Raw genomic sequence first — 653 nt, 5'->3', positions numbered from 1 at the left:
TTTACAAGCTTTGGTCTTGATTCAGAAGGGAATCAACCTCTAGAAAAAACATTAACAGGGAGTAAAATTGCTCTTGTTTTAGGCGCAGAAGGTAAAGGCTTACGAAAAAAAACGCGTGAAACCGTTTGCGCTCTAGCACGCCTTGACATGCCTGGAAATATTAAATCATTAAATGTTTCAAATGCAGCAACAATAGCGCTTTATGTGACGCATAAATATCTTAGATTCTAGCTTTTAATTTTTTGTGCAACATCAAAAAAGCCAACCAACAAAAAACCCGCTAAAAACCCACCAATATGTGCTTCCCATGCTATTGAGATACCATTTTCTTCAAACAGAACGGAAAAAATACCTATGATAACATCAGCCGCTAGCCATACACTTATAAATAAGGACGCCCTTGGAACAAAGGGCTTTTTTGATAGATAATAAAGCTCCCAAAGGTTTTTCGTTCTGCGTATTGACACCTAAATAGCTGCTAGGAAAACCGTAACGTGCAATAGCTCCCATCATTCCAGATACGGAACCTGATGCTCCAACAAGTGATATGATACTTTCTTGATGAAATGTAAAATAAGTCAAAACAGAAATAATTGCCGTTAACACCCAAAAAACTAAAAAACGTAAAATACCAAAATGTTTTACTAAAGGAG

The 653-nt window shown here is 36.6% G+C and carries 1 protein-coding gene and 1 pseudogene; one reads left to right on the top strand and one right to left on the bottom strand.

What is annotated here, in order from left to right; all coding sequences use genetic code 11:
* On the top strand, positions 1-231 hold a 231-nt coding region (locus ACFINC_RS09915; protein WP_375617105.1), incomplete at its 5' end, for a TrmH family RNA methyltransferase.
* On the opposite strand, the pseudogene ACFINC_RS09910 reads toward ACFINC_RS09915, so the two are convergent.
* A pseudogene (locus tag ACFINC_RS09910) lies at positions 228-653 on the bottom strand (rhomboid family intramembrane serine protease); the annotation flags it as partial. The gene ACFINC_RS09915 and the pseudogene ACFINC_RS09910 overlap by 4 nt on opposite strands.

It is taken from the genome of Bartonella sp. AP58NXGY (assembly GCF_042195785.1).
In the GTDB taxonomy this organism is placed as follows: Bacteria; Pseudomonadota; Alphaproteobacteria; order Rhizobiales; family Rhizobiaceae; genus Bartonella.
The sequence above is the reverse complement of the archived record's forward strand: the minus strand, read 5'-3'. Positions and strand labels throughout refer to the sequence as shown.